Annotated in this window: 21 protein-coding genes, 1 tRNA gene and 1 pseudogene; 14 read left to right on the top strand and 9 right to left on the bottom strand. The window is 62.1% G+C overall.

Annotated features, from left to right (window positions below):
• The first annotated feature begins 4 nt into the window (after window positions 1–4).
• From QZL63_RS08755 to QZL63_RS08720, 8 genes are all read left to right on the top strand, one after another.
• Window positions 5–484: a dihydrofolate reductase gene (locus QZL63_RS08755; protein WP_022308941.1), complete on the top strand. Its 480-nt coding sequence runs from the start codon at window positions 5–7 to the stop codon at window positions 482–484.
• Between the two features lie 73 nt (window positions 485–557).
• Entirely contained in the window at window positions 558–1,256 is a 699-nt protein-coding gene (locus tag QZL63_RS08750; protein WP_022308940.1) for a 4Fe-4S dicluster domain-containing protein, read from the top strand.
• A gap of 3 nt (window positions 1,257–1,259) precedes the next feature.
• Window positions 1,260–2,348: a CoB--CoM heterodisulfide reductase iron-sulfur subunit B family protein gene (locus tag QZL63_RS08745; protein ID WP_290586602.1), complete on the top strand. Its 1,089-nt coding sequence runs from the start codon at window positions 1,260–1,262 to the stop codon at window positions 2,346–2,348.
• A 76-nt stretch (window positions 2,349–2,424) separates the two neighbouring features.
• Complete coding sequence (locus tag QZL63_RS08740) at window positions 2,425–3,432, top strand: FAD-dependent oxidoreductase (protein WP_290586600.1); 1,008 nt, start codon at window positions 2,425–2,427, stop codon at window positions 3,430–3,432.
• A gap of 3 nt (window positions 3,433–3,435) precedes the next feature.
• On the top strand, window positions 3,436–3,771 hold the full coding sequence (locus QZL63_RS08735; protein ID WP_022308937.1) for a 4Fe-4S dicluster domain-containing protein: 336 nt from the start codon (window positions 3,436–3,438) through the stop codon (window positions 3,769–3,771).
• Window positions 3,772–3,773: 2 nt separating this feature from the next.
• Window positions 3,774–5,555, top strand: a complete 1,782-nt coding sequence (locus QZL63_RS08730) for a (Fe-S)-binding protein (protein ID WP_022308936.1) — start codon at window positions 3,774–3,776, stop codon at window positions 5,553–5,555.
• 139 nt (window positions 5,556–5,694) lie between these two features.
• Window positions 5,695–5,770 (top strand) — tRNA-Met (locus QZL63_RS08725).
• A gap of 418 nt (window positions 5,771–6,188) precedes the next feature.
• Window positions 6,189–7,766 carry a leucine-rich repeat protein gene (locus QZL63_RS08720; RefSeq protein ID WP_290586597.1) on the top strand — a complete coding sequence of 526 codons (1,578 nt, stop codon included), beginning with the start codon at window positions 6,189–6,191 and terminating at the stop codon, window positions 7,764–7,766.
• A 138-nt stretch (window positions 7,767–7,904) separates the two neighbouring features.
• Here QZL63_RS08720 and QZL63_RS08715 read toward each other — a convergent pair whose 3' ends face one another.
• On the bottom strand, window positions 7,905–9,920 hold the full coding sequence (locus QZL63_RS08715) for a protein-disulfide reductase DsbD family protein (protein ID WP_022308934.1): 2,016 nt from the start codon (window positions 9,918–9,920) through the stop codon (window positions 7,905–7,907).
• 76 nt (window positions 9,921–9,996) lie between these two features.
• On the opposite strand from QZL63_RS08715, the gene QZL63_RS08710 reads away from it, so the two are divergent.
• Window positions 9,997–10,911 (top strand): glycosyltransferase family 2 protein, encoded by a 915-nt coding sequence (locus tag QZL63_RS08710; RefSeq protein WP_022308933.1) that lies wholly within the window; start codon window positions 9,997–9,999, stop codon window positions 10,909–10,911.
• A gap of 121 nt (window positions 10,912–11,032) precedes the next feature.
• On the opposite strand, the gene QZL63_RS08705 is transcribed toward QZL63_RS08710, so the two are convergent.
• The 7 genes and pseudogenes from QZL63_RS08705 to QZL63_RS08675 form a co-directional block, all read right to left on the bottom strand.
• Window positions 11,033–12,034, bottom strand: coding sequence for an adenosine kinase (locus tag QZL63_RS08705; RefSeq protein WP_022308932.1), 1,002 nt, complete (start codon window positions 12,032–12,034; stop codon window positions 11,033–11,035).
• 43 nt (window positions 12,035–12,077) lie between these two features.
• Entirely contained in the window at window positions 12,078–13,058 is a 981-nt protein-coding gene (gene pfkA, locus QZL63_RS08700; protein WP_022308931.1) for a 6-phosphofructokinase, read from the bottom strand.
• 188 nt (window positions 13,059–13,246) lie between these two features.
• Complete coding sequence (locus tag QZL63_RS08695; protein ID WP_022308930.1) at window positions 13,247–14,527, bottom strand: PspC domain-containing protein; 1,281 nt, start codon at window positions 14,525–14,527, stop codon at window positions 13,247–13,249.
• A 40-nt stretch (window positions 14,528–14,567) separates the two neighbouring features.
• A complete protein-coding gene (locus QZL63_RS08690; RefSeq protein ID WP_022308929.1) occupies window positions 14,568–15,374 on the bottom strand; it encodes a head GIN domain-containing protein in 807 nt (268 codons plus the stop codon).
• Between the two features lie 136 nt (window positions 15,375–15,510).
• Window positions 15,511–15,837: pseudogene (locus QZL63_RS08685) on the bottom strand (PadR family transcriptional regulator); the annotation flags it as partial.
• Window positions 15,838–15,843: 6 nt separating this feature from the next.
• The gene (locus tag QZL63_RS08680; protein ID WP_022308927.1) at window positions 15,844–16,053 is read right to left on the bottom strand and encodes a PspC domain-containing protein; all 210 of its coding nucleotides are present in this window, start codon (window positions 16,051–16,053) and stop codon (window positions 15,844–15,846) included.
• A 12-nt stretch (window positions 16,054–16,065) separates the two neighbouring features.
• Window positions 16,066–16,581 (bottom strand): PspC domain-containing protein, encoded by a 516-nt coding sequence (locus QZL63_RS08675; protein WP_022308926.1) that lies wholly within the window; start codon window positions 16,579–16,581, stop codon window positions 16,066–16,068.
• A gap of 222 nt (window positions 16,582–16,803) precedes the next feature.
• Between QZL63_RS08675 and fsa the strand changes: the two genes are divergently transcribed.
• The 5 genes from fsa to QZL63_RS08650 all read left to right on the top strand — a co-directional run bounded on the left by fsa (window position 16,804) and on the right by QZL63_RS08650 (window position 20,013).
• Window positions 16,804–17,460 carry a fructose-6-phosphate aldolase gene (fsa, locus tag QZL63_RS08670; protein WP_022308925.1) on the top strand — a complete coding sequence of 219 codons (657 nt, stop codon included), beginning with the start codon at window positions 16,804–16,806 and terminating at the stop codon, window positions 17,458–17,460.
• A 155-nt stretch (window positions 17,461–17,615) separates the two neighbouring features.
• On the top strand, window positions 17,616–18,134 hold the full coding sequence (locus QZL63_RS08665) for an RNA polymerase sigma factor (protein WP_022308924.1): 519 nt from the start codon (window positions 17,616–17,618) through the stop codon (window positions 18,132–18,134).
• Window positions 18,106–18,576 (top strand): hypothetical protein, encoded by a 471-nt coding sequence (locus QZL63_RS08660; protein ID WP_290586594.1) that lies wholly within the window; start codon window positions 18,106–18,108, stop codon window positions 18,574–18,576. The genes QZL63_RS08665 and QZL63_RS08660 overlap by 29 nt, the downstream gene beginning before the upstream one ends.
• Window positions 18,577–18,591: 15 nt before the next feature.
• Window positions 18,592–19,515 carry an outer membrane beta-barrel protein gene (locus QZL63_RS08655; RefSeq protein ID WP_022308922.1) on the top strand — a complete coding sequence of 308 codons (924 nt, stop codon included), beginning with the start codon at window positions 18,592–18,594 and terminating at the stop codon, window positions 19,513–19,515.
• Window positions 19,516–19,527: 12 nt separating this feature from the next.
• A complete protein-coding gene (locus tag QZL63_RS08650) occupies window positions 19,528–20,013 on the top strand; it encodes a DUF4252 domain-containing protein (RefSeq protein ID WP_022308921.1) in 486 nt (161 codons plus the stop codon).
• A gap of 205 nt (window positions 20,014–20,218) precedes the next feature.
• Here the strand turns inward: QZL63_RS08650 and QZL63_RS08645 are convergent.
• Window positions 20,219–20,614 (bottom strand): 4Fe-4S dicluster domain-containing protein (locus QZL63_RS08645; RefSeq protein ID WP_290586591.1); only part of this gene is annotated, 396 nt, incomplete at its 5' end.

Below are 20,614 nucleotides of genomic sequence, written 5' to 3'. Positions count from 1 at the left end.
ACCGATGGTAAGCATCATTGCAGCCGTGGCCGCAAACGGCGTGATCGGCGACCGGAACGCCCTTCTGTGGCACATATCCGAGGACCTGAAACACTTCAAGGCCCTCACGACGGGTCATCCCGTCGTGATGGGACGCAAGACCTGGGAGTCGCTCGGGCGGCCGCTCCCGAACCGCGAAAATGTCGTCATCACCCGCCAGCGGATCGACATCCCCGGATGCCGCGTGGCGCATTCGCTTGCCGGGGCGCTGGAACTCTTCCCCGAAAGCGAGGAGGTGTTCGTCATCGGCGGGGCGCAGATCTACGCCGAGGCGCTGCCGCTGGCCGACCGCTTCTACCTAACGCGTGTCCTGCATGACTACGAGGGCGATACGCGCTTCCCCGAGTGGGATGCGGCAGCCTGGCGCCTGGTGTCGTCTGAACGCTTCGAGCGGGGCGAGAAGTATCCCTGGCCCTTCGTTTTCGAGTGCTACGAGCGCCGTTAAATTAGGTATTTATACTACTTCGCGGCTCGCGCCGAATCCCTACCTTTGCCTCTGCAAAGGTTTTTTTGTGCCTATGGGCAAGTATTTCGATATGTTGATGGAGGATGTGCGGATGCGGGAAGGGCTGCATGCGTGCATGAACTGCGGCGTCTGCACGGGCGTCTGTCCCGCCGCCGAGTTCTACAACTACGACCCCCGGCAGATCGTCAATATCGTGCAGACGCGCGACGACGAGGCCATCGAGGCGTTGCTGAAGAGCGATACGATCTGGTATTGCGGCGAGTGCATGTCGTGCCGTCCGCGCTGTCCGCGCGGCAATACGCCGGGTTATGTGATCCAGTCGCTGCGCAAACTTTCGCAGAAGTTGGGCTTCTTCGTCGAGAGCGAGAAGGGTCGGCAGCAACTGGCCCTCAAGCGCATGATCGGCGACAACATCCTCCGTACGGGTTATTGCCTGGTGCCGAAACTGGTCCGTCCCGAACTGCATCCCGAACAGGGAACCGTCTGGCAGTGGATCTACGACAACGACAAGGAGGTCTACGGGCAGTTCACGCCCGTCTACGGACGCGAAGGGGCCGGAGCCCTGCGGCGCATCGACGACGAGTCGCTCGACGAGATCCGCCGGATCTTCGACGTGAGCGGTGGCAAGGAGATGTTCGATACGATCGAGCGCCACTCCGACCGCAAGGCCCGCGAGATGGGATACGAGGAGGGAGCCGACGAGCAATACATGATGGATGTCTATTCGAAGAACAGCAACGAACACTATTAGGCCATGATGAAGCGAGCAAGCTGGACCGAGTACCAGAAACAGATCGCCGACGACCGTTACTATTACGGCCGCAGCTGCATCCGCCAGAACTTTTTCCCGGGGAGCGAGAAGGCGTTCATCGATATCCTCCAGCGGGACCTGGGGCGCGACCTGCTCGACGACCCGAAACACTCGTCGTGCACGGGAATCGGCTACCATTCGGACATCGTGCCGCTCGAGACGATCATGACGGTCGTCGCGCGGCAGTTCTCGCTCATGAACGAGGCGGGTTACGAGAACTTCGTCACCTCGTGCATCACCTCGTTCGGTGTCTATACCGAGGTGCTGGCCACGTGGGCCGAGTTTCCCGAGACCGAGGAGCGTACGCGCGAGAACCTGCTGAAGGCCACCGGGCGCGAGTTCCGCAAGCCGGCGAGCCTGGCCCACACCTCCGACGTGATGTTCCACTTCCGTGACGAGATCGCCGCGCGGGCCAAGCGCCGGCTGGTGAATGTCGCGACGGGCGAGCCGCTCAAGGTTGTCGAGCACATCGGCTGCCACTATGCCAAGATCTTCCCCAAGTCGGGAATCGGCGGCTCGGAGTTCCCCTACGTGCTGGCCGGCATGGTCGAGTCGTGGGGCGGCGAGTGCGTGGACTATCCCGAGCGGCGGCACTGCTGCGGTTTCGGGTTCCGCAACTACCTCGTGCAGGCCAACCGCGGCTATTCGATCGCCAATTCGCACAAGAAACTCGAGAGCATGGCCCCCTACAAGCCCGATTTCATCGTGGCCAACTGTCCCGGGTGTGCGATGTTCCTCGACAAGTGGCAGTATGCCATCGCCGAGATGGAGGGTACGACCTACGGGCAGAACGGCCACGGCATTCCGGTGCTCACCTACGAGGAGATGGCCGGACTGGTGCTGGGTTACGATCCGTGGGTGCTGGGCATGCAGATGCACCAGGTGGATGTCGAGCCGCTGCTCGACAAGATGGGCGTGGAGTACGACCCTGCGGCGAAGTACCTGGGCCGCAACGGCAAGTACATCGGCAAGCCGGCGTCGGCGGTGGTGAACTGCGGCGCATCGGATACGGTGTACGATATCAGGGAGTGATAAACCATACGGCGGTTGAGTGCGCCCGGTTTCGGAAGAACGGACGTGCCGCCGCGGGAGAACGATATTTTTGCAGATGAAGAAACGAGTGATCGTCATGGGCGGCGGTGTCGCGGGCATGCAGACGGCTCTGCGGCTTGCGGCGCGGGGTATCGAGGCCGTCATCGTCGAGAAGGAGACGGAACTGGGCGGAAAGCTGCGCGGCTGGCACGTGCTCTTCCCGTCGTTCACGCCGGCCGGGGAGGTGCTCTCCGACCTGCGGCGGAGGGTCAATGAGGCCGGCATCGAGGTGATGGCCGGTGTCGGGGTGCGGCGTTTCACGTCGCGGAGCGTCGAACTGGCCGACGGCCGGACGCTCGCGTGCGATGCCGTGGTCCTCGCGACGGGCTTCACGCTCTTCGACGCCTCGATCAAGGAGGAGTACGGATACGGAATCTACGACAATGTCTTCACGACGGTCGATATCGAGCGGATGCTCAACGAGGGGCGTGTGGCCAAGGCCGACGGAACGGCCCCGCGTCGCATCGCCTTCCTGCACTGCGTGGGTTCGCGCGACGAGAAGGTCTGCCAGCAGCACTGCTCGCGCGTTTGCTGCATCACGGGCGTGAAGCAGGCCATGGAGATGAAACGGCTCTTCCCCGAAGCCGACGTCTTCAACTTCTATATGGATATCCGCATGTTCGGTCCCGGCTACGAGGAGATGTACCGCGAGGCGCAGCAGCGCTGCAACATCCACTTCGTGCGGGGACGTATCTCGGAGGCCAGCCCGACGATCGACGGGAGGGTGCAGATCAAGGCCGAGGATACGCTGACGGGGCGCCCGCTGCGGATGAGCGTCGATATGCTGGTGCTCATCGTCGGTATGCGGGCCAACGACGACAATCCCGCTTTCGCCGCCTCGGCCGGGCTGCGGCAGGCGCCGAGCGGCTTCATGGCCCCGCGTGACCTCTTCCTGGGCAACGTGAGCAGCGGGGTCGAGGGGATCTTCTATGCCGGGACGGTGACCGCCCCGAAAAACATCGGCGAATCGTTGAACGAGGGCGCCGCCGCGGCCGATGCCGTGGCGGAGTACCTGCAGGCATAGGCTATGGCGGCAATCAATTTCGGATACACCATCTCCAAGCCCCGCGCCATCGACCTCGACCGCAACAACCTGCGCAAGAGCGACGAGATCCTGCGCGAGATGCCCGAACTGCAGACCTGCATCGGATGCGGGGCCTGCACGGCGGTCTGCACGGCCGGCAACCTCACCGAGTTCAACTTCCGCAAGGTCCACACGCTCGTGCGCCGGGGCGAATACCAGGGCGCCTACGAGGAGATGAACAAGTGCATGCTGTGCGGCAAGTGCCGGCTGGTCTGCCCGCGCGGAATCAACACGCGGGGGGTGGTGATGCTCATCAAACGTAAACTGGGGGACTTCTGACCATGAACTTCTTCGCTCCGTTCTGCATACCCTTCATGGCCGGCGCGGCCGTGATGTTCCTCACGCTCCTCTGGAAGTGGGGAACGTGGCTCTACCGCCTGCCGCGGGCCGACAAGATGCTGATCCTGCGCGGACTGCCCACGCGGCGCACGTTGCAGGCCGTGTGGGAGGTCATCCGCGAGTCGCTCCTCCACCGGAGGATCTTCCGCGTCAATCCCCTGCTGGGCTACATGCACATGTCGCTGGCCTTCGGCTGGTTCCTCCTGATCTCGGTGGGCTGGATCGAGACGGTGGCCTACCTCGGGTTCCGTTACGTGCCCCTGCAGGGTCACGTCTTCTTCAAGTATTTCGCCACGGGACTCGAACACAAGCCCATCTTCGACCTTTTGATGGACCTGCTGCTGCTCTTTGTCCTCTCGGGCGTGGCCCTGGCCTGGGGCAAGCGTTTCTGCTCGCGGGCTATGGGCATGCGCCGCACGACGAAACACGTCCTGGGCGACCGCATCGCCCTGTCGGCCCTGTGGTTCATCTTCCCGGCACGCCTGCTGGCCGAGAGTACGACCTGCGCGTTGTACGGCGGCGGGAGCTTCCTGACCGGTTCGCTCGGCGGATGGATGGCGGCACACGTCGGCGTGTTGCCGCTGATGAACCTCGAGTCGGCTGCCTGGTGGTTCTACTCCTCCTGCCTCGGGCTCTTCTTCGTGGCATTACCTTTCTCGCGCTACATGCACATCTTCACCGAGATCCCGCTCATCTTCCTGCGCCGCTACCGGTTGCGTTCGGGCGAGAAGGAGACCTCGTTCGACCGTTTCCAGGTCGAGGCCTGCTCGCGCTGCGGCATCTGTATCGATCCCTGCCAGCTGCAGAGCGTGCTCGACATCCGCACCGTGCAGTCGGTCTATTTCCTGCGTGACCGCCGTTACGGCATGCTGCGCCGCGAGACGGCCGACAACTGCCTGATGTGCGGGCGTTGTGCCGAGAAGTGCCCCGTGGGCATCGACCTCAATACGCTGCGACTCAATTCGCGCGACCGGATGCGCAACGTCCCCGATGAGCGTCGCTACGGTTATCTGGCCGGTGTGGACCGTTCGTCGGGTACGGGCAAGGTGGGTTATTTCGCCGGCTGTATGACCCTGCTGACGCCTCGGACGATGACGGCGATGGCCCGGGTCTTCGATGCGGCGGGCGAAGAGGTCTGGTGGGCCGACCGCGAGGGCGGCGTCTGCTGCGGACGGCCGCTGAAGCTGGCCGGCGAGACCGACTCGGCCCGCAAGATGATGCGTTACAACACCGAGCTGTTCCGCAAACACGGGATCACGACGCTGGTGACCTCGTGCCCGATCTGCCTGAAGGTCTTCCGCGAGGATTATCACCTGGAGGGGATCGAGGTGCTGCATCACTCGGAGTATATGCTGCGGCTGATCCGTGCGGGCCGTATCCGGCTCGAGCACGGGACGACGCGCTTCACCTACCACGATCCCTGCGAACTGGGGCGCGGCAGCGGGATTTACGACGAACCCCGGGCCGTGATCGAGGCGATCGGCGAGTTGCTCGAACCCGCCTCCACGCGCGAGAACGCCCTTTGCTGCGGTTCGTCGGTGGCCAATACGGCCATCTCCGACAGCCAGCAGGTACGCATCGCCCGTTCGGTGGCTGCGGAACTCGAACAGACGGGAGCCGATGTGATCGTCACGGCCTGCCCGTTGTGCAAGAAGGCGATCGGGCGGGGTACACGGCGCGAGATCCGCGACCTGTCGGAGATCGTCGCGGCGGCCGTAAAATAATTTTACGGCGTAACCCCCTGATAAAAAGGCGTGAGGGTGGCAAGTTCGGGCGAAACTTCCGTTTTGATTTGCAGATGTGATTTTTTTACCTTATCTTTGCACACGCAAAAGCGATAGATCGGAGATCTGAAAGATATATCGCGGGATGGAGCAGTTGGCAGCTCGTCGGGCTCATAACCCGAAGGTCGGAGGTTCGAGTCCTCCTCCCGCTACCAAAGCGGACAATTCGAGAGAGTTGTCCGCTTCTTTTTTCTGCTGCTGACGCAAAGGTAACTTCCCTTTTTCCTTTCTCCCCTGTGTCGTCCGGGACCGGTTGTCTCCAGCCTCTCTCCGACGTCCATTGGCGAGTCGGGCTACCTCCTCGTGTTCGGACGGTTCCCCGGCTACCGGTGTATTACGTGCGGAGGATGCTGCCGGACTCTTCCGCCGCCTTCGGGCGCTTGTTTTCCCCTTCGGAGCGCCCTTGTCAGGACGGTGTTGGATTTTTAGTTGTTTGTTATTTGTAATTTACTGATTTACAATGTTGATTTTAAAGGTGTGTTAGGTTTTTGTCCAGAGCGTGTAATGCCTCAATGGCTTCTGTCCGCTATCTTTGCAGTCGAGTTTTTAGGTGAATCAATTATTTGGAAAGAGATGAAATTGAAATTTGTTCTGGCCATGGTGACGGCTCTGCCGCTTGCATTCATGGCATGTAAAAAGGAACAGGGGCCTAACCCGGGCAAGGATGCGACCGTGCGTATTGCGGTCCTCCTGCCCGACGGCACTCCCGTCCCGGGCGCCGAAGTTCGGGTCTACGATGAGGCCGGCGGTAAGGCCTTGGAGAAGAATCCCTTTGCTGCGCCGCTCGAGACCCTGACTGCAGGGGCGGACGGCGTGGTGCAGTATACGATGCGTGTGGACCGCTGGTTTTCGGGTGCGAAGCAGCGTTATGTGACCTTTGCCGTGCTGCAGGGGACCGGAGACAACTATCACCTCTGGTCCGTCGGACGGACCGTCGAGGTCGGACGGTCGCAGCGCGCGGAGATCCGTCTCGAGGGACTTGATGAGAAACCGGGCGTTCCGTCGGATCCCGGTCCGGTGAGCCTGCGCGTAAGCCGTCAGCCCGACAAACTTGTCTATTGTCTTGGCGAACCGCTCGATCTGACGGGGCTCGAGGTGATGGGACGCTATGAGGATGATAAGGAGCAGGCCGTGGAGGTTACGCCTGCACAAGTGAAGGGCTTTTCGTCCGAGCGTCCGGCCGGGGAGCTGGAGCTGACCATCGAGGTCGGGGACCGGCAGACGTCGTTTACGGTGACGGTCCTCCCTGTGCGTGTGGAGACCGGCGTGCTTACCGAGGTCTGGCCCGAGGCCGATGAGATCGTGCTGCCCGAGATCGTGCGCGAGATCCCCGAGAAGGCGTTTGCGGCTCGCAGGATCAAGAGCCTCAAACTCAACGAGGGGCTGCGGACGATTGGTGAGATGGCCTTCTGCGGAGCTTCTGTTCCCGAGATCATCCTGCCCGCGAGTCTCGAGCAGCTGGGCGATCATGCCTTCTACCATTGTGCGGGGCTTACGCGTGTGGACATGAGCAGGACGCAGCTTGCCGCCTTGCCAAAAAACCTCTTTGCCTATGCGGACATCGAGCAGATCGTCTGGCCCGCCCGGTTGGCCGAAATCGGAACGCAGGCCTTTCTGGGTACCGGACGGCTCAAGCGGGTGGAGATTCCCGAGACGGTCCGCAAGATCGGTTTCGAGGCTTTTCGCGAGAGCGCCGTCGAATCGGTCGTATTGCCCGACGGGGTTACGGAGATTGCTGGCCGTGCCTTCTACCTTTGCGCGTCATTGGTCGAAGTTTCGGTTCATGGTGCGTCGGGCGATACGGCCGACGGTGCTCTTCGGGGGTCCTGTTTCGTGGGATGTCCTTCGCTTGAGCGACTTGCCATTCCGCGGAGCATCCGGACTCTGGAGCAGGGACTGCTGTCCGGCAATACCCGGGTATCGTCGATCGTCATTCCGGCAGGCGTCGGGGAGATTGCTTTCGGGGCGTTCGACAACACGCGAATCCGTGAGGTCCGCGTGGAGGCCGCGACACCGCCCGTTGCCGGGCTGATTCTCGACCAGTGGTACGGCTTTCCGAAGGATGTGGAGAAGATCATCGTGCCGGCAGGAACGGCCGATGCATATAAAAAGGCAGCCGGGTGGAGTCGGTTTGCCGACCGTATCGAGTGACGTGTGCTTGTATTGTTTGCGATAAAATGGAATAAATGGATCCTCGATTACGGAACCGCCCGAAGAGTTCAACTCTTCGGGCGGCTTTTTTTTCCAGGCCGGGGCCATGGGCATGCTTTGCCGTGGCCTCGGCTCTGTTTATTGTTTTTTGTAGGCCTCTACGCCGCTGCGGAGGAATTGGACGAATGCCTCCACGTCGAGGTTATACCCGCGGGGCTCGACCAGCGGTTTCCCGTCGCGGCCCTGCAGGACGTAGTAGGGCTGTGCATTCACACCGTAGGTCTTCAGCGCGTAGTAGGAGTTGATCTTGCCGAGACTCTTGAGGACCTTTCCGGCATCGGTCGTGACCCAGTCCTCCTCGGGCAGCACCTTCTTGTCGTCCGAGTAGAGGGCGCAGATGACATAGTCGTTGCGCAGGATCTCCAGCACCTCGGGGTCGGACCATACGCGGGCCTCCATTTCGCGGCAGTTCACGCAGCCGTGGCCCGTGAAGTCGATGAACAGGGGCTTCCCGACCTTGGCGGCATAGGCTTCCGCCTCCTCCAGGTCGAAGAATCCCTCGAGTCCGTGCGGGAGGTGGAGAAAGTCGCTGTACTTGGGCTTCCCGATACCGCTGTCCGATGTTGCGGCGGGAGCTGCCGCGGTATTGGCTCCGAGGACGAAATCCTGCGTGGTGATCGGCGGAAGGTATCCCGAGAGCCCTTTGAGCGGGGCGCCCCACATGCCCGGGATCATGTAGACCACGAACGAGAAGGTGACGATGGCCAGGGCGAGGCGTCCCACGCCGAGGTGCTTCACCTCGTCGTCGTGGGCAAAGCGGATCTTGCCCAGCAGGTAGAGCCCCAGCAGCGAGAAGACAACGATCCATACGGCGAGATAGATCTCACGGTCGAGCAGCCCCCAGTGGTAGGTCTGGTCGGCCACCGAAAGGAACTTCATGCCGAGGGCGACTTCGATGAATCCGATGACGACCTTCACGGAGTTGAGCCAGCCGCCGCTCTTCGGGAGCTTCTTCAGCACCGAGGGGAAGAGGGCGAAGAGGGTGAACGGAAGCGCGAAGGCGATCGAGAAGGCGAGCATCGTGACGATCGGCGCCCAGAACTCTCCGGAGGTGGACTTGATGAGGACCGAACCGACGATCGGGCCCGTGCAGGAGAACGATACCAGAACGAGCGTCAGGGCGAGGAAGAAGATGCCGCCGAGCCCCTTGGTGTCGGCCTTCGAGTCGGTCTTGTTTACCATCCACGAGGGCATGGTGATCTCGAATGCTCCGAAGAACGAGGCGGCGAAGACCATGAACACGAGGAAGAAGATGACGTTGGGCAGCCAGTGTGTGGCCAGCCAGTTGAAGATGTCTGCCGTCACGGCGTCTCCGCCGACGATGCGCGTGATGAGGATGATTGCGGCGATGGGCACGGTGTAGAGCAATACGATGAACAGACCGTACAGCGAGGCGCGGAGGCGTCCCATGGCTACGCCGCCTTCACCCTTGAGGAAGTAGGAGACGGTCATCGGGACCATGGGGAAGACGCAGGGCGTCAGGAGGGCAGCGAAGCCCCAGAGGATGGCTTCGATGATGAGCGACCAGAGCGATCCGCTGCCTGCGGCATCCTTGGTGGCCGGTGCGGCGATCTCGGCGTCGGGGGCGGCCGGCATTGCGGGTTTGATCTCGGCGGCGGGCACCGACTCGGCCTTTGCACCGGCCGGTACGGTGATCGTGAGCTCGGTGTCATCGGGCGGCATGCAGCTCGTGTCGTCGCAGATCATCCATTCGATCTGGGCTTTGGCCGTTGCCTGCTCTGCCGTGAGGCGCACGCGCTGCGCGAACTGCGCCTTTCCGGAGAAGGTGCCGATCTCCATCGAGAACATCTCGTCGTAGTGGCGTTCCGGCGAGGTGAGCTGCTCAACGCCGCCGTCGAGAGTCATGCCCTCGCCGGGCGTGATGACGATCGTCGTGGCGTTCGGTCCGCCTTCGTAGGGTCCCATGTCGTACATGTGGTAAGGCGTCGGGATCGAGGCTTCGAATACGATCCGGTAGATGTCGCCGTCGAGCGGCTCGACGGAACTTTTCCATGTGACGCTCTGCGCCGATGCCGTGAAGGCGGACAACACGGTTGCGAGCGTCAGCAGACAGACGCGAATCAGTTTGTGCATGGTCGTAAGACTTTGGTTTGATTTGAAATTTCCGCAAATATAGCATTTTTTGCGAAGAAATTGCTATTTTCGTACAATGATTCGCATCTCGCTCGTGATCCCCACCCACAACCGTGCCGTGCCGCTGCTTGCGGCGCTCGAATCGGTTGTGCGGCAATCGCTTCCGGCGGAAGAGTGGGAGTGTGTCGTCGTAGACAACAATTCGACGGACGATACGGCTGAGCGTTTCGCCGCGTTTCGGTCCGCACATCCCGGCGTGCGGCTGCGTATGGTCCGCGAAACCGGCCCTGGGGTCTCCTATGCCCGCAACCGGGGCCTGCGTGAGGCGGCGGCCCCGCTTGTGGCCTTCATCGACGACGACGAGCGGGTGAACGCCGATTTCCTGCGCGCCTATGCCGACTTCTTCGATACGCATCCCGGTGCCGTGGTCGCCGGGGGGCGCATCATCGCCGAGTATCCCGAGGGACGTCCGGCGTGGATGTCCCGGTGGGTCGAGATGCCGATCGCCAATCCGATGGACTTCGGTCCCGACGTGCGGCCTTTTCCGGCAGGACGGGTGCCCGGTGGCGGAAATATGGCTTTCCGGCGTGCGGGGTTGGTCGGTTACGGGGGCTTCGACCCCTCGCTGGGACGTGTGAACGGAGAACTGATCGGCGGCGAGGAGAACGACTTTTTCGAGCGTTTGCTGCAGGGCGGCGAGACGATCTGGTATGTTCCGGGGGCGGTCATGTGGCACATCATTCCGCCGTCGAAGCTCACCGTCGCCTATTTCCGCCGTCTGAGCCGGCATGTGGGGGTGAGCCAGCGGCTTCGGGCGCAGATCCACCATCGGGTGGTGCGCACCTGCCTGCTGGAGTTGTTCAAGTGGGGCGCGACCCTGCTGTTGCTGCTGACCTTGTCGCCGCGCCGCGGCGTATGGCTGCTGCGCCTGCGGTGGGGCATCAGCCGGGGACTCTTTTTCGGCGTCAGGCCCCGCTCCGGAAAATCGTAATGGTGTTTATTCCGGCTTTCCGCTCCCTGTCCCGACGGCGGGGATGCACGGGTGTATATGGAAAAGGGACGCCGGACGGATTTTCCGTCCGGCGTCCCTTTTTCCTGTCCCTTCCGAGGGGTCAGAAGAGGTACTTCTCGTGCTTGACCTTGTTCACCAGCCGGAAGATATCCTGCCAGGCCTCCTCGCCGAAGGTCGTGCCCACCACCTCGATCACCTTGCCGGCCGTGATGGCGCCGATCGTGCCGCACTGACGCAGCGTCAGCCCCTCGGTGAGGCCCGAGAGGAATCCGGCGGCGTAGAAGTCGCCCGCGCCGGTGGTATCGACCCGCTTGGCGGCTGCCATGATGCCCACGTGCACCACCTCGTCGCCGCGCTTGATGAGCGCCCCCTTCGTGCCGATCTTCACGACGGCCAGCCCGGCCATCTCCGAGATCGCCTGCAGGGCGTTCAGCGGTTCGGCCTCGCACGTGAAGGTCTTGGCCTCGTCCTCGTTGGCGAAGACGATATCGACGTATTCGCGCACCAGCTCCCGCAGGAAGGTGAGGTTCTCGGCCACGATGTTGAAGCTGGCCAGGTCGATGGCCACCTCCAGCCCGCACTCCTTGGCCGTGCGCGCCGCCTTGAGGATCAGCTCGTGGCTCTGCACCAGATATCCCTCGATGTAGAGGCAGTCGTAGCCGTCGAAGATCGTCGGTTCGATCTCCTCGGCCGAGAGTTCCAGCGCGGCGCCCAGGTGGGTCACCATCGTCCGTTCGCCGTCGGCCGAGATGAGCGACACGCACTTGCCCGAGCGCTCCTGTCCGCGGAAGACGATCGGCTCGATGCCGAGGTTCTCGAGCGCCTGTACGAAGAAGTCGCCCGTCGTGTCGTGTCCGACCTTGCCGATGAATCCGACCTTGCAGCCGAGCTGCGCCATGGCGCGGATCGTATTGCCGGCCGATCCTCCGAGCGAGAGCGAGTAGGGGAGTCCCGCCACGGATTTCGAAATTTCGGTCTGTAGTTGCGTGTCCACGAGGCTCATCGAGCCTTTCGCCAGTTTGAACCGCCCCAGTACGGAGTCGGTCTTCAGATTGACCAGCATGTCGGTCAGGGCATTTCCGATGCCAATAACGCGTTTCATTCGCTGCGGTTGTGGGTGTTGTAGTGGGTGTTCGGTGCAGGTTTTATATCGAGAGAATCTTCACCAGTTCCAGTGCGTTGCGGTCGATTCCCTTGTTGTGCTGGATCGCCTTGACGAAGGGCACGTAGACGATCTTGCCGTTCTCGATGCCGATCATCACGTTGCGCTGTCCGTCGAGGATGGCCTCGATGGCCGCTTCGCCCATGCGCGAGGCGAGGATGCGGTCCACGGCCGTGGGCGATCCGCCGCGCTGGATGTGGCCCAGGATTGTCACCCGGGCATCGTATTGCGGGAACTCCTTCTTGACGCGCTCGGCCAGGGCCGTGGCACCTCCTGTCTTGGGATTTTCGGCGACGATAACGATTGCCGAGTTCTTGCTCTTGCGGAATCCGTGGTTGATGAGTTCGGCCAACTGGTCCACCTCGGTCTCCATCTCGGGGATGATTGCCGCCTCGGATCCGGTGGCGATGGCGCTGTTGAGGGCCAGATAGCCGGCCGTGTGGCCCATCACCTCGACGAAGAAGAGGCGTTCGTGGCTCGAGGCGGTGTCGCGGAGTTTATCGACGGCCTCCATGATCGTGTTGAGCGCCGTGTCGTATCCGATGGTCGAGTCGGTGCCTCCCAGGTCGTTGTCGATCGTTCCGGGCAGGCCGACGATCGGGACGTTGTACTCCTGGGCGAAGAGCCGGGCGCCGGTCAGCGAACCGTCGCCGCCGATGACCACCAGGGCATCGATTCCGGCGGCCGTCATGTTGTCGTAGGCGGCCTTGCGGCCCTCGGGTGTGGTGAACTCCTTGCAGCGGGCGGTCTTCAGGATCGTGCCGCCCAGCTGGATGATGTTGCTCACGCTCTGCGACTTGAACTCAACGATCTCGTTGAATACAAGACCCTTGTATCCTCGCATGATGCCCTTCACGGAGAACCCGTTGAAGATCGCGCTGCGCGTTACGGCGCGGATGGCCGCATTCATGCCCGGGGCATCGCCTCCGGAGGTCAGAATGCCGATGCATTTGATTTCGGACATACTCTTTCCAGTTTAAAACAAAATCGCTCAAAGGTAGTAATTTTTTCAATTTTCTCAAAAAACGGGCCGTTGTCCGTCTTCTGTTCCGACGAACGCGACAGGCCCTGCCGCGGTGAGATGCGGCGGGGCCTGCCTTTTGTCTGTTGGCCGGCGGGCGGAAAGTCGCGCGCGGCGTTATGGTGCGGAGGTTACTGCTGCTTGACGCTGATCTCGACGCTGTGCGACGTGATGCTGTCGCCCTCTTCGTTTGTCGTGCGCTCACCGGCGTTGATCTGCAGCCCGCCCTGTTTTTTGTCCACGGTGATGTCGAGCTCCTTCGACGGGACGCTGATATGCAGTGTCTTGCGTCCCTCCTCGATGATGCTCTCCCCGTCGTACTCCTCGAGCAGCTCCTTGAGCGTCGTCATCTCGCCGTCCACCTCGATCGTGCTGTTGAGTGCGTCGCGGATGGCTTCGCGCTTGTCCCTGAAGCGTTCGCCGACCTTTTCGCGGATGGCGATCGTCGAGCAGGCGATGATCGAGGCGATCCAGCAGAGGAAGATGACCAGTACGGTCTTGCCTCCGGGCTTGCGCGAGGCGATCAGGCACATGAGCACGTAGATCAGCAGGATGGTCGGGATCAGGGCGATGAAGATACCCAGTATGGGTACCCAGAGCGAGAGGTCCCAGTCGAGGTTGAGGGTCTCGGCGCCTCCGATCAGGATGGCGAACAGCCCGATGATCAGCGCACAGGCGACCATGATGAGGCAGAAGACGATCAGTCCGGCGAAGAGCTTCAGCAGGCTGAGCACGACCTTGCCGAAGACCGATACGGCCTCGGCCACAATGGGTTTGGCCTTGGCGTCGGGGTCGTTGTTCGCGGCGGCGGCCGTCGTCTCGCCGATGGCTTGGGCGGTGATTTTTTCGCCGTTCATCTCGAGTTTCTGCCGGGCCGAGCGGGCGGCCGGTACGGCGAACCACATGATGAAGTAGCAGATCAGGAAGATGCCGAACAGGTTGCCGAACAGCGGGCTGAACCAGCGCAGGAAGGGGACGCTCCCGAAGCATGCGAGCAGCAGGGGCAGGAAGAGCGCCAGACGCACCCAGACGGGGTCGAGGTTGAAGTAGCGGCCGATGCCGGCGCACACGCCTCCCAGTTTGGCGTTTTCGGTGTCGCGGTAGAGGCGGCGCGGGATCCGCGGAGCCTCGGGCTCCAGGTCGGCATCCGTGCTTTCGGAGATGTCCTCGGCCGAACCCATCTGCCGGATGATGTTCATGATCAGCGGTTTCTCGACGACGCGGGCGTTGTCCTGCACCGAGAGGATCAGTTCGGCGATGCGGGCCTCGATGTCGGCGACGATCTCCGCACCGTCGGGCGATTCCCGGTACGAGCGCTTGAGGCTTTCGAGGTAGGCGGAGAGCTCCTCATAGGCGTCGGCGTCCAGTGTGAACGCCACACCCGATATGCTGCATTTCTTGACTTCTTTCATGGTTTTGCGGATTGTGTGGTGGTCGGTGGTGCGGGTTTGGTCAGCGGCTTACGCTGCCGCCGCTCGATTTGGTGATGTCGGTCGAGCAGTCGCCTTCGTAATGGATCGAGGAGCCGCTCGATGCCTCGGCGTCGAGTTGTTCGGAGCAGTGGATCCGGGCGCTTGCGGCGCTCGAGGTGTCGATCTTCCATTGTTTGACGACCAACTCCGCGGCTGCGAGTTTCGAGGCCGAGCTGAGTTCGGCCCGTGCGGCGTCGGCCCGGCCGCTCAGTTTGATCTTGGCGGCGCTCGAGGCGTTGATCCGGCATTCGCCGGCCTCGACGGCGGCCTTGATCTTGGAGGCGCTTGTGGCTTCGAGCGAGCAGACGCCGGCCTTGACGGCTGCGTTGATGTTGGCGGCACTCGAGGCTTCGAGCGAGATGTCGGTGGCTCCGAGAGCCGTGGCGCAGGTGATCTCCGAGGCGCTCGAGGCTTCGAGTGCGCGGATCTTGCCGTTGTCGGGGACCGTGACGGTGACGTGGATGTCCGATACGGAGTTGATCTTCGGGTCGATGCTGATTCGCAGCTCATCGCCCGAAGCCTCGGCTACGATGTGGTCCATCAGGTTGTCGTCGGCCTCGATGCGGATCCGGTCCTCGATTTCGTCCGTGATGATGACCTTCACGGCGCGCGAGGCCGAGATCTTTTCGAAGTCGGGTGCGGGAATCGTCCGGGTTACGATTGTGCCGCTGCCCTTGATTCGGCGGTTCGAGGCCGAGAGGCTCTCGGGGAAGAAGATGCCGGTCAGAACGCCGGCGATGGCGGCGATGGCGGCCAGTGAGACGAGGACCAACAGAGCTTTTTTCATGGCGATGCGGTGTTTGTGTTTTTTACATGTTCGGGTTTTCAAATGCGGGGACCGGATCGGAGACCGGTTCGGCGGATGTTTCGGCTGCCGGTTCTTCAGCTGCCGGGGTTTCGGCGCTCTGTCCGGCCGTGTCCGTCCGGCCGTGGCGGATGACCTGAATCTGTCCGACCAGTTCGTCCCACGCCTCGTCGAGCGAGCGGAGATACTGGAGCCCCTTTTCGGTGAGCGAGTAGTATTTGCGGGGCGGCCCCTGCGGGGACTCCTCCCAGCGGTAGGTGAGCAGTCCGGCGTTCTTCTGCCGGGTGAGGATCGGGTAGAGTGTACCCTCGACGACGATCATTTCGGCCGCTTTGAGCTCGGAGATGATCTTCGGAGCATACGATGCCTCGCGCGAGAGGATGGCGAGGATGCAGTACTCCAGAATTCCTTTGCGCATCTGCGCTTTTACATTGTCTTCGGCCATGGTGTTTTAGGATTTTAAGCGTTTCGGGGCTTTGGGGACGATCAGCCAGAGGATGATGTAGACCCACAGCGAGAGTCCCCCGAAAAGGATCAGCAGGAGGGTGGCGATCCGCACCAGCGAGACGTCGAGTCCGAAGTATTCGGCGACTCCGGCGCATACGCCGGCGATGATGCTGTCCTGCGAGCGGAATAACCGCCTGTTGTCGTTCGGTGTCATGGGTGGTATGCGTTATGGACGTTTGTCGTTGAACAAGAATTTACGGGCCGGCTCCTCGGGGATGACGATCCAGAGGATGATGTAGGCCCAGATGGAGAGTCCTCCGAAGAGGATGAGCAGCAGCGTTATGAGCCGGATCATCGTGGGGTCGGCGTTGAAGAATGCGCCGAGGCCGCCGCAGATGCCGGCAATCGAGCGGTCGGTGCGCGAGCGGTAGAGCCTGCGGGGCGGGACGGTCTGCGCTTCGTCCTCCTGTTGCGGGGTGCTGTGGCGCTCTCCGAATTCCGAGGGGGCGCCCAGCCGGGCAATCGTCGAGCGGACCAGGTCGAGCGTCACGACCCGCATGGGGGAGCAGACGCGCTCGCGGAAGATCTCGGCGATACGGATCTCGATATCGTCCATCGTTTCGCCGTCCTCTTCGGGCAGCCGGCTTCGGACGTCGTCCAGATAGTTCTGCAACGCGCGGCAGGCATCGTTGTCGAGAATGAAGACCTCGGAGCCGATATTGACGGTAACAGTCTCTTTCATGGTCGTAGGTGTTTTCCCAGGTTAATGTTTTGCGGGTTCTATTATTTTTACATTGCAAATATAATGCTTATTTTGATACTATGCAATACAAAGTACCTAATTTTTTTGTGCAGCCTGCATTTTTTTCTCCTCGGAGGGGGTGCGGCAGAAAAAGCCCGCCCGTGTGGATACAGGTATGGAACATTTTTCGTATCTTTCAGAAACCAAACCAAAACTGCTGACATGAAATTTTTCATCGACACGGCGAATCTCGCGCAAATCCGCGAGGCCAATGAAATGGGAGTGCTCGACGGGGTGACGACCAACCCGTCGCTGATGGCCAAGGAGAACATCCGGGGCGAAGAGGCGTGCCGCCGCCACTATGTGGAGATCTGTCGGATCGTGGACGGCGATGTGAGCGCCGAGGTGATCGCCACGGATTTCGAAGGGATGGTACGCGAGGGTACCGAGCTGGCCGGGCTCGACCCGCACATCGTCGTGAAGCTGCCCTGTACGGCCGACGGCATTCGGGCCGTGCGCTATTTTGCCGACCGCGGGATCCGCACCAACTGCACGCTGGTCTTCTCCGTAGGCCAGGCGTTGCTGGCCGCCAAGGCGGGCGCCACCTATGTCTCGCCCTTCGTCGGACGTCTGGATGACATCTCGGAGGACGGCGTCGGACTGGTGGCCCATATCGTGCGCGTCTACCGTACCTACGGTTTCAAGACGCAGGTGCTGGCCGCCTCGATCCGCCACACGCACCACATCATCCAGTGCCTCGACGCGGGGGCCGATGTGGCCACCTGCCCGCTTGCCGCGATCAAGGGGCTGCTCAAACACCCGCTGACCGACAGCGGCCTGGCGCAGTTCCTGGCGGACCATGCGCGGGTGAACGGCTGACCGGCCGATACGGACCACGGGGCGGAATCGCAGAGGCTGTTCCGCCCCGTTTTTTTGCTTTCGGCCCCGGGCCGGAAGGGAAGGACCGAAAAAAATGAAAAAAAACGATCCCGGCTTGTTGCGTTTCGGGCCCCGGGATCGTCTTATGTGTGACCATGGAGGAGATCGAATTCAATACATATGTCCTGCCGCTGCGTGATCGGATGTTCCGCTATGCGCAGAGCCTGCTTCTGTCGGCCGCCGAGGCCGAAGATGCGGTGGCGGACCTGCTCGAACGGTTGTGGGTCGAGCGGTCGCGCCTGGCCGGATGCCGCAACATCGACTCCTTCGTGCTGACGGCCCTGCGCAACCGTTGTTACGACCTGCTGCGCAGCCGTCGGGCCCGATCCCGGCGCGACGATGCCTTCGGCGAGGGGATTGAGCGTGCGACGATGGGCGAAAGCGGAGTGTGGGAGATCCGCGAGCAGGTGCGCCGGGCAATCGCCAGCCTTCCCGAGCGGCAGCGCGAGGCGGTCCACCTGAAGGATATCGAAGGATATCCGACCCGCGAGGTCGCGGAGTTGCTCGGGTGCGACGAGGCGCAGGTGCGTGTCCTGCTCTCCCGGGCACGGAGCGCCCTGCGGGAAATTCTGCAAAAAATGATGGATGATGGACAAGCGAAACAGACGCATTGAATCTTTGGCCGCCCGCTGGATGGCGGCCCGGGCGACCGACGCCGAGGAGCAGGAGCTCCGGCGCCTGCTGCGGTCGGGCGAGGTCCCCGAGTCGCTTCGCGACCTCGCGGCGCTTTTCGAAGGGCTCGGCGCCCTCTCCGGGGAGCGGATGCCCGATACGGGAGCCGCCGGACGTCCGGCGGCAGACTCCTCCTGCCGGAAACTTCCCCGGGCGGAGACGCACCCCCTGCACCGCCTGGCGGCCGTCTGGTGGGGTATGGCAGCAGCGGTCGTGGCAGGGATCCTCGTACTTGCCGGACTTGTGCGCGAGCCCTACTGCTACATCGACGGGCGTCCCGTCTACGACCGGGAGGTCGCCCTGCAGACGACGGCCTATCTCGACTCCTTCGCTGCGCTCGACGCCACGTCGCAGATCGTGGATGAACTGATGGAAAACAAATAATAAATAGACAAGATTATGGACAAACGAACCCTTTCCCTTTTTGCAGCGTTTCTTCTTTCGGCCCTGCTGCTGCTCCTGCCGGCCTCGGGCCAGACCTGTGATCATCCGGCGGCCGCGGATGCCGCAACCTGCGACCCAGCCTCCCGAAGTCTGTCGGACTGTGAACCGATGGCTGCCGACAGCCTCGAGCGGATCGATACCGTAGACTCCGACCTGGTGGCCCTGCGCCGCACGGTCGGCGGCGACGAGGTGGTCCTTGAGGTGGCCGGCTTCGGCCTCACGCTCTCCCCGTTGTCGGAAGAGAAGATGAAAGACCGGAGTGCACGGGTCAAGGCTCCGCGCTTCAATATGGTCGCTCTTTACAAGACCGAGGTCGGTTTCAACATCCCAACGGGGACCGATTACGGCGGCTATCCTGCCGCGGAGACCGGATTCTTCGACCTGCGGGGCGGCAAGTCGTTCCATCTCTCTACGACGCTCGTCGGACTGAATTGTGTGATCGGCAGACAGCGGAAGTTCTCGATCACTACCGGACTGAGTTATGCGGTCGATAACTACCGGCTTTCGGACAACTCGATCACGCTCGCTTATCGCGACGGAAAGGTCGTTCCGCAGCGGCTTGACGGGAAGGCCGACAAGTCGAAACTCCGCACCACGTCGCTCGGTATTCCGCTCCATCTGGCTTATCAACCCGTGCGCCATCTGACTGTTTCGTTGAGCGGTTACTTCGATTTCACAATGGGGGCCAACTCCATCTACAAGAGGCCGAAGGAGAAGAGCTCGCTTTCGGGTGTGAACGACTTCCGGTTCGGAGTGGGCGCCAGTGTGAGCTACTACAACGTCGGAGTCTACCTCCGTTACGGCGTTACGCCGCTCTTCAAGAGCAGCGTCGGACCCAAGGTGCATCCGTTGTCGATCGGACTTTGTATCGGACTGTAAAAAGATTGCCTTATGAAACGGATTCTTCTGTTGGTTCTGGTCCTGCTGCCGTTTCTGGCCCGCTCCCAGAACTATTCCTGGAAATTCTTCGACCGCTATTCGGACGCATCCGGGTTCACGAGCGTGCAGCTCGAGCGCAAGATGATGCGCATGATGAGCCGCCAGGCTGCCGAGCAGGGCGATAAAAAGCTGGCCGAACTGCTCGACGGAATCCAGTACATCCGCATCGTGGCGCTCGACAGCGGCGACGGGGCGCAGTTCCTGGCCGACGCCGAACAGCTCGCCGCCGATCCCGACGCCCGGTTCGAGCTGGTGATGTCCGGTACCGAGCAGGGGCAGACTACGAAGTTCTACCTGCGCGAAGCAGAGTTCAACCTCAATTCCGAACTGCTCATGCTGACCTACGGCCCCAGGGAGACCGTGGCGGTGAACATCTACGGCAACTTCGATCTGAAGCAGGTGTCACGGCTCTCGTCCATCCGGCCCCGGAAGCGGTGATCCTTTCCGATACCCCGGGTCCCGGCGTTCCGGAGCCTCCGCCAGGCGGCCGCCCCTTTTCAAAAGGGTCGGGGGATTGTCTGTCCGGTGCGCGGCGCGCACATCGTCCGGCTCACGCCCGGCCCGCCGGGAATTATGGCACCGCTTGACAAAACACCCCGATCCTTTCGGACCGGGGTGTTTTCCAGTTGTATCGCGCGGATCCTTAATCCTCGAACTTGGCCGAGAGGAACTCGCGGTTCAGGCGGGCGATGTGCGCGATCGAGATCGACTTCGGGCACTCGGCCTGGCAGGCACCCGTATTGGTGCAGTTGCCGAATCCCAGTTCGTCCATCTTGGCTACCATGGCCTTGGCGCGGCGGGCTCCCTCCACGCGGCCCTGCGGCAGCTTGGCCAGCGACGATACGCGGGCAGCCACGAAGAGCATGGCCGAACCGTTCTTGCAGGTGGCGGCGCAGGCTCCGCAGCCGATGCAGGCTGCAGCATCCATCGACTCGTCGGCATCCGCCTTCGGGATCAGGATGGCGTTGGCGTCGGGCACCGAGTTCGTGCGTACGGAGATGAAGCCTCCGGCCTGCAGGATCTGGTCGTATGCCGAGCG

It is taken from the genome of Alistipes sp. CAG:268, assembly GCA_000434235.1.
GTDB lineage: Bacteria > Bacteroidota > Bacteroidia > Bacteroidales > Rikenellaceae > Alistipes > Alistipes avistercoris.
Note: the sequence above shows the minus strand (reverse complement) of the source record. Positions and strands in the feature narration are given on the sequence as shown.

Bases quoted from the DNA above. Each gene is read 5' to 3' on its own strand.
- QZL63_RS08755 (WP_022308941.1), top strand. From the start codon at position 5: ATGGTAAGCATCATTGCAGCCGTGGCCGCAAACGGCGTGATCGGCGAC.
- QZL63_RS08750 (WP_022308940.1), top strand. From the start codon at position 558: ATGGGCAAGTATTTCGATATGTTGATGGAGGATGTGCGGATGCGGGAA.
- QZL63_RS08745 (WP_290586602.1), top strand. From the start codon at position 1,260: ATGATGAAGCGAGCAAGCTGGACCGAGTACCAGAAACAGATCGCCGAC.
- QZL63_RS08740 (WP_290586600.1), top strand. From the start codon at position 2,425: ATGAAGAAACGAGTGATCGTCATGGGCGGCGGTGTCGCGGGCATGCAG.
- QZL63_RS08735 (WP_022308937.1), top strand. From the start codon at position 3,436: ATGGCGGCAATCAATTTCGGATACACCATCTCCAAGCCCCGCGCCATC.
- QZL63_RS08730 (WP_022308936.1), top strand. From the start codon at position 3,774: ATGAACTTCTTCGCTCCGTTCTGCATACCCTTCATGGCCGGCGCGGCC.
- QZL63_RS08720 (WP_290586597.1), top strand. From the start codon at position 6,189: ATGAAATTGAAATTTGTTCTGGCCATGGTGACGGCTCTGCCGCTTGCA.
- QZL63_RS08715 (WP_022308934.1), bottom strand. From the start codon at position 9,920: ATGCACAAACTGATTCGCGTCTGTCTGCTGACGCTCGCAACCGTGTTG.
- QZL63_RS08710 (WP_022308933.1), top strand. From the start codon at position 9,997: ATGATTCGCATCTCGCTCGTGATCCCCACCCACAACCGTGCCGTGCCG.
- QZL63_RS08705 (WP_022308932.1), bottom strand. From the start codon at position 12,034: ATGAAACGCGTTATTGGCATCGGAAATGCCCTGACCGACATGCTGGTC.
- pfkA (WP_022308931.1), bottom strand. From the start codon at position 13,058: ATGTCCGAAATCAAATGCATCGGCATTCTGACCTCCGGAGGCGATGCC.
- QZL63_RS08695 (WP_022308930.1), bottom strand. From the start codon at position 14,527: ATGAAAGAAGTCAAGAAATGCAGCATATCGGGTGTGGCGTTCACACTG.
- QZL63_RS08690 (WP_022308929.1), bottom strand. From the start codon at position 15,374: ATGAAAAAAGCTCTGTTGGTCCTCGTCTCACTGGCCGCCATCGCCGCC.
- QZL63_RS08680 (WP_022308927.1), bottom strand. From the start codon at position 16,053: ATGACACCGAACGACAACAGGCGGTTATTCCGCTCGCAGGACAGCATC.
- QZL63_RS08675 (WP_022308926.1), bottom strand. From the start codon at position 16,581: ATGAAAGAGACTGTTACCGTCAATATCGGCTCCGAGGTCTTCATTCTC.
- fsa (WP_022308925.1), top strand. From the start codon at position 16,804: ATGAAATTTTTCATCGACACGGCGAATCTCGCGCAAATCCGCGAGGCC.
- QZL63_RS08665 (WP_022308924.1), top strand. From the start codon at position 17,616: ATGGAGGAGATCGAATTCAATACATATGTCCTGCCGCTGCGTGATCGG.
- QZL63_RS08660 (WP_290586594.1), top strand. From the start codon at position 18,106: ATGATGGACAAGCGAAACAGACGCATTGAATCTTTGGCCGCCCGCTGG.
- QZL63_RS08655 (WP_022308922.1), top strand. From the start codon at position 18,592: ATGGACAAACGAACCCTTTCCCTTTTTGCAGCGTTTCTTCTTTCGGCC.
- QZL63_RS08650 (WP_022308921.1), top strand. From the start codon at position 19,528: ATGAAACGGATTCTTCTGTTGGTTCTGGTCCTGCTGCCGTTTCTGGCC.